The organism is Subtercola boreus, from assembly GCF_003399625.1.
Classification (GTDB): domain Bacteria; phylum Actinomycetota; class Actinomycetes; order Actinomycetales; family Microbacteriaceae; genus Subtercola; species Subtercola boreus_C.
In genome coordinates this window covers 1-7181 of the sequence record NZ_NBXA01000051.1, presented here as the reverse complement: position 1 = coordinate 7181, position 7181 = coordinate 1, and the positions used below count along the sequence as shown (strand labels likewise).

Here is a 7181-nt window from a genome sequence, read left to right as displayed (position 1 = left end):
GCCCCATTGAATGCGAAGGCCCTAGCGCGATCAGGGTATGTGCGCTGGCAGCGTGGATCGCTCACCGTGGCAGGTACAGGCGTAGAAGCGTTGGTCGCAGTGGGATGCCTCGAATAGCTAAAGGTTTTTGAGGCACCCCACTCCCCCAAGAAACGGCCTCCTTGATCCGCGGAATTTCGCGGTTGTCTCCTGTCTTGGAAACTCATCTCATAGCATGGCGTGTCTCAATCCAGTTTTTGGGACTTCTCGAGGCAAGATGGGCGCTATGAGGCTATTGGGGTACACGCGCGTCAGCACCGCGGCGCAGGATGCAAAGTTGCAGATCGATGCGCTCATAAAGATCGGTGTCCAGCAGCGCGATATCTTCTCCGACGTCATGTCAGGAACGAAGGTCGCTGCGACCAGGCCAGCGATGAGCCGACTACTGGATCATGCCGTCGAGGGCGACACGGTCGTCGTCTGGCGAATCGACAGGCTAGGCCGGTCACTGATCGATGTTTTGAACACGGTGAAGTCGCTGCAACAGGCCGGGATTAACGTGCAGTCCGTGTCGGACGGTATCGACCCGTCGACGAAGACCGGCCGGATGATGCTCGGAATGCTCGGCACCCTGGCCGAGTACGAACGAGAACTCATCATCGAACGCGTCAACGCCGGCATCGCTGTCGCCCAGGCGGCCGGTACCAGGTTCGGCAGACCGGCCAGTGACCCGAAGGTGATCGCCGAGAAGCTCGAGATCGTGCGTGGCGCTCGGAAGGGCGGCAAGACCGCCGCTGACGCTGCCCGGCTCGTCGGCTGGTCCAGAGCTACCTTCTATAGGTACGAGCAAGCCACAGCCACAGATGAGCTACCTGCCCTGGGTGAAGACGCTCATCTTCAGGCTGAGGCGGGACCGGTCGCATCGAAGGTGAAGGCATGACCGAGCCCGTGAGCGCGGACGCGATCCGTGAGGACATCCGCGCGTCGCTGCGGCGGCTGCGTCGGCTCGGCGACGCGGGCCGGATCGTGATGGCCGAAGACTGCTGGAACACCGACTGGCATGACTCTCGGGTCGCGATCGAGATAGCAGCTGCAGCTCTCGAACGTGCGGACACCGCCATGCTCTGGATGCACACCCTCCACCACCCCGACGGCGGATGCCCACCCATCCCCGACTAAACCCACGTCGCTGCCCCAACGGCTAGTAGCAGTGCTCCGTTTGACGCACCCGGGAATCTATCGATCGAAGCAACACCTACTTTCTAGGTGGTTCGATGACTTATCTATCCGTGACCTCACCAGCTGCGATCCGGTTTCTGGCGTCGATCAAAGAAGGCCGGAGTCTCAGTTCATCCGCCCGCGATGCCGGCGTTCATAAGGAAGTCGGATATCGGTGGCTTCGGAGGCGGTACTTGACGCTGCGCCGCGAAGGCAAAACGGCCGCACAAGCGACGACCGAACTGAACCTCACCACCGCCCGTTTAATGGGTTGGGAAGCAGACGTCCTCGGCACCAATGACCGTCACCACCTCCGGCACGAACCCAATATTGAAAGCACGTTCTGGATCACCTACAACCGCGGTGAGCACCTCCTGGTCGCTGCGAAAGCTGTCGGTGTCGGCCGGTCGACTGCGTACCGTTGGATTGGCAAACGATTTGATCAGCTCCGCGGATCGGGCGTCAGCGTCCGGAAATGCGGCAGTCAACTCAGAATCGACGGCCCTCGAGCTCGTGCCCTTGAGCAGCGCCGAGTGAACCGGCTGCGACATACTGCTGGGGCTGAGCGGGCAGCGCAGCACAAAGCCACGCGCTCATCGACACGGTACGTCAACCGGGTGCGCGGAACCCCGACCGCCAACCAGCTGCGACTCAAAGGACGAAACGACAAATACTGGCAGCTCATGCGCGACGGCCTCAGCAACGCGGACGCCTGCAGACTATTGGGAATGACCGAGGCCAACGGACGATCAATCCGCAAACGTGCACACTTCACCATCCCCAGCCTGATCCGCCCACCCAACGCCGGCCGCTACCTCGATGGACGGGAACGACTCCAGATCGCCGACCTGCTCCGACTCGGACACTCCATGCGTCAGATCGCCACGGAACTCGGCCGGCAACCTTCCACCATCTCCCGGGAGCTACACCGGCACCGGGCGCACGGCCGGTACCTACCGGCGACCGCCGACCACGACGCCCGCCTACAACGCTCCCGCCCAAAACAACGAAAACTCGTCGCGAACACACCGCTTCGACTCCTGGTGCAACGCAAACTGAACCGCTGCTGGTCCCCGGACGAAATCTGCGGCTGGATGCGAAAGCAGTACCCCAACGACCTCACCATGCGACTGTGCCCGGAAACGATCTACCGCGCACTGCTACTCCGCGATGGCCAGGGCCTGCACAAACGCTACGCAAACAAACTCCGCACCGGCCGCCGGATCCGCAAGACCCGCTGGCAACGCCGCCTCGGACGCGGCTCGAGGATCATCAACATGACCCCCATCCACAAACGTCCCGCCGAAGTCGAAACCCGCACCCAGGCCGGCCACTGGGAAGGCGACCTCATCGTCGGACTCGGCTCCGTATCCGCGATGGTCACACTCCGCGAACGGAAAACCCAGTACGGAGTCATCGTCAACCTGCCCGACGACCACAGCGCAGCAAGCGTCAACGCAGCCGTCACCCGCGTCTTCGACACCCTCCCAACACACCTGAAACGAACCCTCACCTGGGACCAAGGCGTCGAGATGTCTTCGCACGCAAAACTCACCCAGGCCACCGGAGTCCCGGTCTACTTCGCCGACCGAGCAAGCCCCTGGCAACGTGGTGCGAACGAGAACTTCAACGGCCTAGCCCGGCAGTACTTCCCCAAGGGCACCGACCTCAGCGTCCACACCGCAGACCACGTCACCAAGATCACCCGAGAGCTCAACCAGAGACCCCGGAAAAACCTGAACTACGACACCCCCGCCGCCCGACTAAAAACAGAACGCAACACGCCCAACCTCACCGCACGATAACCTGCAAACAACGGGCACCCGCCCACACAAACACTCAAACGTTGCGTCGACCAAGAGAATCCGCCGCACCGTGAGCGGGAATGTCACCGGACGGGTCTTACGGAACTCCCAATGAACGATGACGATGCTTTTGGTGCTCATACGCGGACTTTACTCAAGCTTCTCCCGGTGTGGTGGTGTCCTCCATTCGGCCGACTTTCGTCGCCCAACATATTGGAGGATCCTACGAGGAGACGAAGAGGTCGGTTACCGTCGTCAGCCAACTGATTGGGGAATCATGTCTCGAAAATTTATGTCCGGTTTCTGCGCGATTGTCGTAGGGTTCGGGCTCGCCACCGCAGCCGCCCCGGCCGCAAATGCAGCCTCGGCCGCCAACTCTGAGCCCGTGTACTCCCCTGCCCAGTCAGACAAACTGTGGAGCGAAGTAATGGCCTACGTTGACGAACATCCCAATGATCTCGCCGGAATCGAATCTCTCACGAATCGGCTATACCAGGCCAAGCCTCTATCGGTGAGTATCGACGGCAGCGCCGAAAGCTATTCAGGGCGTGAGGCGCAAGCGATTCTAAACCGCAAGGCTGCCCTGCCGTCTAACGCTCCATTACAGTCAAAATCTTTGTCCGCTAAGAGGGCAGTACCGGTCGACGCTTTTTCAGTGGCATTCACTTTCATCCCGAGGCCAAACACGGGCTCCGTCCAATTCGCCGCTTACGGAACGTGGAACTTTCGCGACGACTACGTGAACGGGTCAGCTCCCGACGACTTTGCCTCGAATCGTCTGTCGATCGACTCGAGTTGCGTATCGATTAATAACACATTGAGCAAAACTTACACCTACGACAACGTCGTAACGCAGGCAAGTTACCTATATGACTCTGGTTTGGGAGTCACTAATGCTCCCATTGTCGGCCTGCGGGATGCTGCTTCCGGTTTCAAGCTCAATGTTGATCACGGATACGTCATGACCCAGATGAATCAATTCCCATGTGGACCAACCACCGTGCGAGGAGCGTTCACGTACGAACATAACCAAGACGGCGGCTCAGTGATAGGAGTCACCGCCAGCTTCGCAGGGTTCGGGGTGTCATACAACGGAAATCCGACTACTCTGAAGAAATCCAGCGGCATTGTCTCCCGCACCGCTTAGGTAATTTTGAGGAAAATATGCGAAACATTTCGGTGGGGTTGTATATCCTAAGTGTTGTCCTTCTCCTTACGGTGGTCCTCGACGACAGTGTTGACTCGACGACAAAGACCCTCCTCATAGCGGCAGCCGCGCTCATCGGATCACTGTTGTTCGCCTTGCTAAGTCGGGTCAGACCGCGTCGACGCGAACTTCATGAAGAAGCACTCCAGGAAAAAAATCTGAACAAGTCAGACGACCTAGATAAAATGCTCAGGGAGATCGGTTGATGGGGCGTGACGACTCGAAGTAGTTGTTACTAGGGCGTGTTGCTAATGCCGCTGGTGAGCCAGTGGAGGGTCGCGGCGAGGCAGAGTCCGGCGTGGTGGTTGCGGGCGGTTTTGTCTGATCTCATGGCGATGCCGCGCGATTGTTTGAGTTTCTCGAAGCAGCGTTCCACGACGTTGCGGCCGCGGTAGCGGGTCTTCTGCTCGTCACCGAAATCGATCGGACGTCCACGTTTCTTCCGGCGGTGCGCGATCTGATCGTCTCTCTCAGGGATCGTCGCGGCAATCCCACGCTCCCTCAGCCAGGCCCGGAAGCAGCAATTGCCGGGTCAGGCACCCCTCTCACCGGTTACCTGACAGTCGAAACCGTCGACGGGCTCACAGGTAACAACCGCCTCACACTGCTCAACCAGATTTCCGATGAATTGACTCACGCCGAACCCGGTGAATAGGTCTTCGCTGAAGTTCACATCAAGAACATGGTCTTCGTCCTCTTTAGTGTTTCCGGGCAAGACAACGCCGCCCATCTGGCCCTTTCCGACGCGCTCCTCAAAATCCCCTCCGTCAACATCACATCCATCGCCCTACCAGACAACAGCAACACCCTCCCGGTAACGGTATACAGCACAACAGCGGCAAGCCCTCTTGCCCTGTTCGACACCGTTCAAGCCACCGTTCAAGCCACCGGAATATCCGACGTCCAGCTCACAGCGAGCCTGCTCCCCTCAACAACCACTCAGACCACGCCCACGATCTCCTCCTCTTCCACCTCGATACCCTCATCAATATCCGGAATGAAAAGCGTCAGCTTGCCAGCGGTGAACCCTGTTTCAGATGGCACAAGAGTGCAAATCGGCGCCGTACAAGCCGCAGCGTTCATCACCGGATATCAGCTGACCACTTCGCCGGCCGGTACCTTCCTGGCGGTTGCCGTTCAAGACCAAGCCGATGGCAGCCGGGTGCGTGCGCTTTTCGGAACCGACGAGCGTATACCGAGCGTGTCCGGGATCGGCCTGTTCTACCCGGACGCCAACGGAAACCAGCTGTACAAGGAACTGTAAGACGCAAGAAATTGCAGCATCCTCCGCACCGAAACGAACCACTACCAACGCGCTCGAAGACGTGGACACCGCGACAGCTAATTCGCAACCGAATCTAATCGAACCTGTCCGCTTGAGGTCCGTCCTTTGGCATTCGACTTTGGGAGGAGCGCGGCCCTCCTTTAGTCGCGACGTTGGAGATTCATCTTCCGATTGCCGGGCCGAGCATTTAGGTTGGCGTCATGGTCTCTCTGCAACAGATTCTCCGCGTGTTCGTGGAGCCCGTCCTGGCCGTCGGCCTCTTCTGCTTCTGGTACGCGTCTAATCAATCAACGATTGTGAGTTACGTTTCGCAGCGGTCAGATATTTCTGCGACTAGTCCGTATGCGGTTCTGATGGCCGCAGGCTTCGCTGTTGCCATCGCGGTCGTGCGTGTCCGCCCAGTCTGGTCGATCGTTCTTGTTGGGGCGCTGCTCGCGTTGCAGATTCTTTATTGGCCGACCCGGTTCGGGCAGACGAGCTGGACCGCATACTTCATGCTCCCGGCAGTGGCGCTCGGCATCGGACTGTATGCAAGCACGTATCTCAAACGGATCCTGATTCCGATTCTTGCCGCCTACGCCGTCGTGGTGGCCGCACTTTTGACTCTGCCCTTCCTGTCTTTGTCAGGACTGTACGGAACGACCAACGGGAAGCCATGGGAGTCCATCGAGGTCGCACAAAGCTTCGCGAGTTCGACAGTTGTCGGAATTCTTGTGGGTCTTGCAGCCTGGCGTATTGGCTCTACGCTCCGCCGCTACCTGACTACCGGAACGCCGGGTGTTCAAGCACCGACGGTGAACGGCAGCGTGCAAACTGCGCCTCCAGAGAGCCTCTCGGCGAGGGAGGCCGAGATCTACCGTCTTGTGGTGTCTGGCATGAGCAACCGGGAGATAGCTATAACGGCGGGCATCGAAGAGTCGACCGTGAAGAGCCATGTCAGCAGCGTGTTGATGAAACTCAATGTCAGGTCTCGCGCCCAACTCATCGCGCTCCACCACGAACCTGTGAAGCAAGATCTTCCCGAGGCGATCAGGCTAGCCGTCGATTGAGCAGAAGGACACGTATCGGAGGTGAGGACCATCAGCCAATGCTGGGCTTCCCCGCGAGAGCCGCCGTCAGGTAGTTTCCTGCGCGCCGTGCTTGACGTCGCTCTCGGACCTCCGTAGCGTCATATTTATTGATTATCAATAAATATGGGGTGGGCATGAATGCGGATGTGGTTCTCTTGAGGGGCCTGAGGGTTATGGAGCGGGTCGCCCTGCTGGTGGGAATGGCTCTAACTGTCGCGGCGGTAGGGGTCTCGGTCTTCTTCCTTGTTCGTGATGCGGTGGATGCCGCGCGAGGCGCGGCTCGCATCAGCGTGCCGGCCCTCACGCAATTGAATATCGCCACCCTCGGACCCCGGGTCGAAACCGGCGCCTACGGGGATGTCGACCTGTCGATCGTCGATGTGCCAGACGAGGCGAGGGTGGGGTCTGTCAAGAATTCGGTGTAACTAGTGTTGTTGTGGGTTAGCGTCCGACGGTGAGTCGGCCGTTGAAAGTGATGTCGAACGCGTTGAGCGCGGCCTTCCATCGTTGGGTCCAGCGGGCCCGCCCTTGGCCGGTCGGATCCAGGCTCATCACGGCCAGGTAGACACATTTCAGTGCGGCTTGCTCATTGGGGAAATGTCCCCTGGCGCGGACCG

General features: G+C 59.3%; 9 protein-coding genes and 1 pseudogene. 8 read left to right on the top strand and 2 right to left on the bottom strand.

Annotated elements, in window-relative coordinates:
- Positions 1 to 265: 265 nt before the first annotated feature.
- From B7R21_RS18700 to B7R21_RS19855, 4 genes are all read left to right on the top strand, one after another.
- Positions 266 to 919 carry a recombinase family protein gene (locus tag B7R21_RS18700; protein ID WP_116284770.1) on the top strand — a complete coding sequence of 218 codons (654 nt, stop codon included), beginning with the start codon at positions 266 to 268 and terminating at the stop codon, positions 917 to 919.
- A complete protein-coding gene (locus B7R21_RS18695) occupies positions 916 to 1158 on the top strand; it encodes a hypothetical protein (RefSeq protein ID WP_116284769.1) in 243 nt (80 codons plus the stop codon). Before B7R21_RS18700 ends, B7R21_RS18695 begins: the two co-directional genes overlap by 4 nt.
- A gap of 95 nt (positions 1159 to 1253) precedes the next feature.
- Complete coding sequence (locus B7R21_RS18690; RefSeq protein WP_116284768.1) at positions 1254 to 3002, top strand: IS30 family transposase; 1749 nt, start codon at positions 1254 to 1256, stop codon at positions 3000 to 3002.
- Between the two features lie 427 nt (positions 3003 to 3429).
- Positions 3430 to 4149 carry a hypothetical protein gene (locus B7R21_RS19855; protein WP_147305975.1) on the top strand — a complete coding sequence of 240 codons (720 nt, stop codon included), beginning with the start codon at positions 3430 to 3432 and terminating at the stop codon, positions 4147 to 4149.
- A gap of 295 nt (positions 4150 to 4444) precedes the next feature.
- Here B7R21_RS19855 and B7R21_RS21040 read toward each other — a convergent pair whose 3' ends face one another.
- Positions 4445 to 4666, bottom strand: coding sequence for a hypothetical protein (locus tag B7R21_RS21040; RefSeq protein WP_367379420.1), 222 nt, complete (start codon positions 4664 to 4666; stop codon positions 4445 to 4447).
- Between B7R21_RS21040 and B7R21_RS20810 the strand changes: the two genes are divergently transcribed.
- The 4 genes from B7R21_RS20810 to B7R21_RS18665 all read left to right on the top strand — a co-directional run bounded on the left by B7R21_RS20810 (position 4556) and on the right by B7R21_RS18665 (position 6989).
- Positions 4556 to 4864, top strand: a complete 309-nt coding sequence (locus tag B7R21_RS20810; protein ID WP_253259911.1) for a hypothetical protein — start codon at positions 4556 to 4558, stop codon at positions 4862 to 4864. The genes B7R21_RS21040 and B7R21_RS20810 overlap by 111 nt on opposite strands.
- 27 nt (positions 4865 to 4891) lie before the next feature.
- The gene (locus tag B7R21_RS19850) at positions 4892 to 5473 is read left to right on the top strand and encodes a hypothetical protein (RefSeq protein WP_147305974.1); all 582 of its coding nucleotides are present in this window, start codon (positions 4892 to 4894) and stop codon (positions 5471 to 5473) included.
- A gap of 221 nt (positions 5474 to 5694) precedes the next feature.
- Positions 5695 to 6543 carry a helix-turn-helix domain-containing protein gene (locus B7R21_RS18670; RefSeq protein ID WP_116284764.1) on the top strand — a complete coding sequence of 283 codons (849 nt, stop codon included), beginning with the start codon at positions 5695 to 5697 and terminating at the stop codon, positions 6541 to 6543.
- A gap of 167 nt (positions 6544 to 6710) precedes the next feature.
- The gene (locus tag B7R21_RS18665) at positions 6711 to 6989 is read left to right on the top strand and encodes a hypothetical protein (RefSeq protein WP_116284763.1); all 279 of its coding nucleotides are present in this window, start codon (positions 6711 to 6713) and stop codon (positions 6987 to 6989) included.
- Positions 6990 to 7005: 16 nt separating this feature from the next.
- On the opposite strand, the pseudogene B7R21_RS18660 reads toward B7R21_RS18665, so the two are convergent.
- Positions 7006 to 7181, bottom strand: a pseudogene (locus B7R21_RS18660) (IS256 family transposase); the annotation flags it as partial.

Excerpts from the sequence above, each read along its gene's own strand:
- B7R21_RS18695 (WP_116284769.1), top strand. The coding sequence starts at position 916 with ATGACCGAGCCCGTGAGCGCGGACGCGATCCGTGAGGACATCCGCGCG.
- B7R21_RS19850 (WP_147305974.1), top strand. The coding sequence starts at position 4,892 with ATGGTCTTCGTCCTCTTTAGTGTTTCCGGGCAAGACAACGCCGCCCAT.
- B7R21_RS18700 (WP_116284770.1), top strand. The coding sequence starts at position 266 with ATGAGGCTATTGGGGTACACGCGCGTCAGCACCGCGGCGCAGGATGCA.
- B7R21_RS19855 (WP_147305975.1), top strand. The coding sequence starts at position 3,430 with ATGGCCTACGTTGACGAACATCCCAATGATCTCGCCGGAATCGAATCT.
- B7R21_RS18670 (WP_116284764.1), top strand. The coding sequence starts at position 5,695 with ATGGTCTCTCTGCAACAGATTCTCCGCGTGTTCGTGGAGCCCGTCCTG.
- B7R21_RS18690 (WP_116284768.1), top strand. The coding sequence starts at position 1,254 with ATGACTTATCTATCCGTGACCTCACCAGCTGCGATCCGGTTTCTGGCG.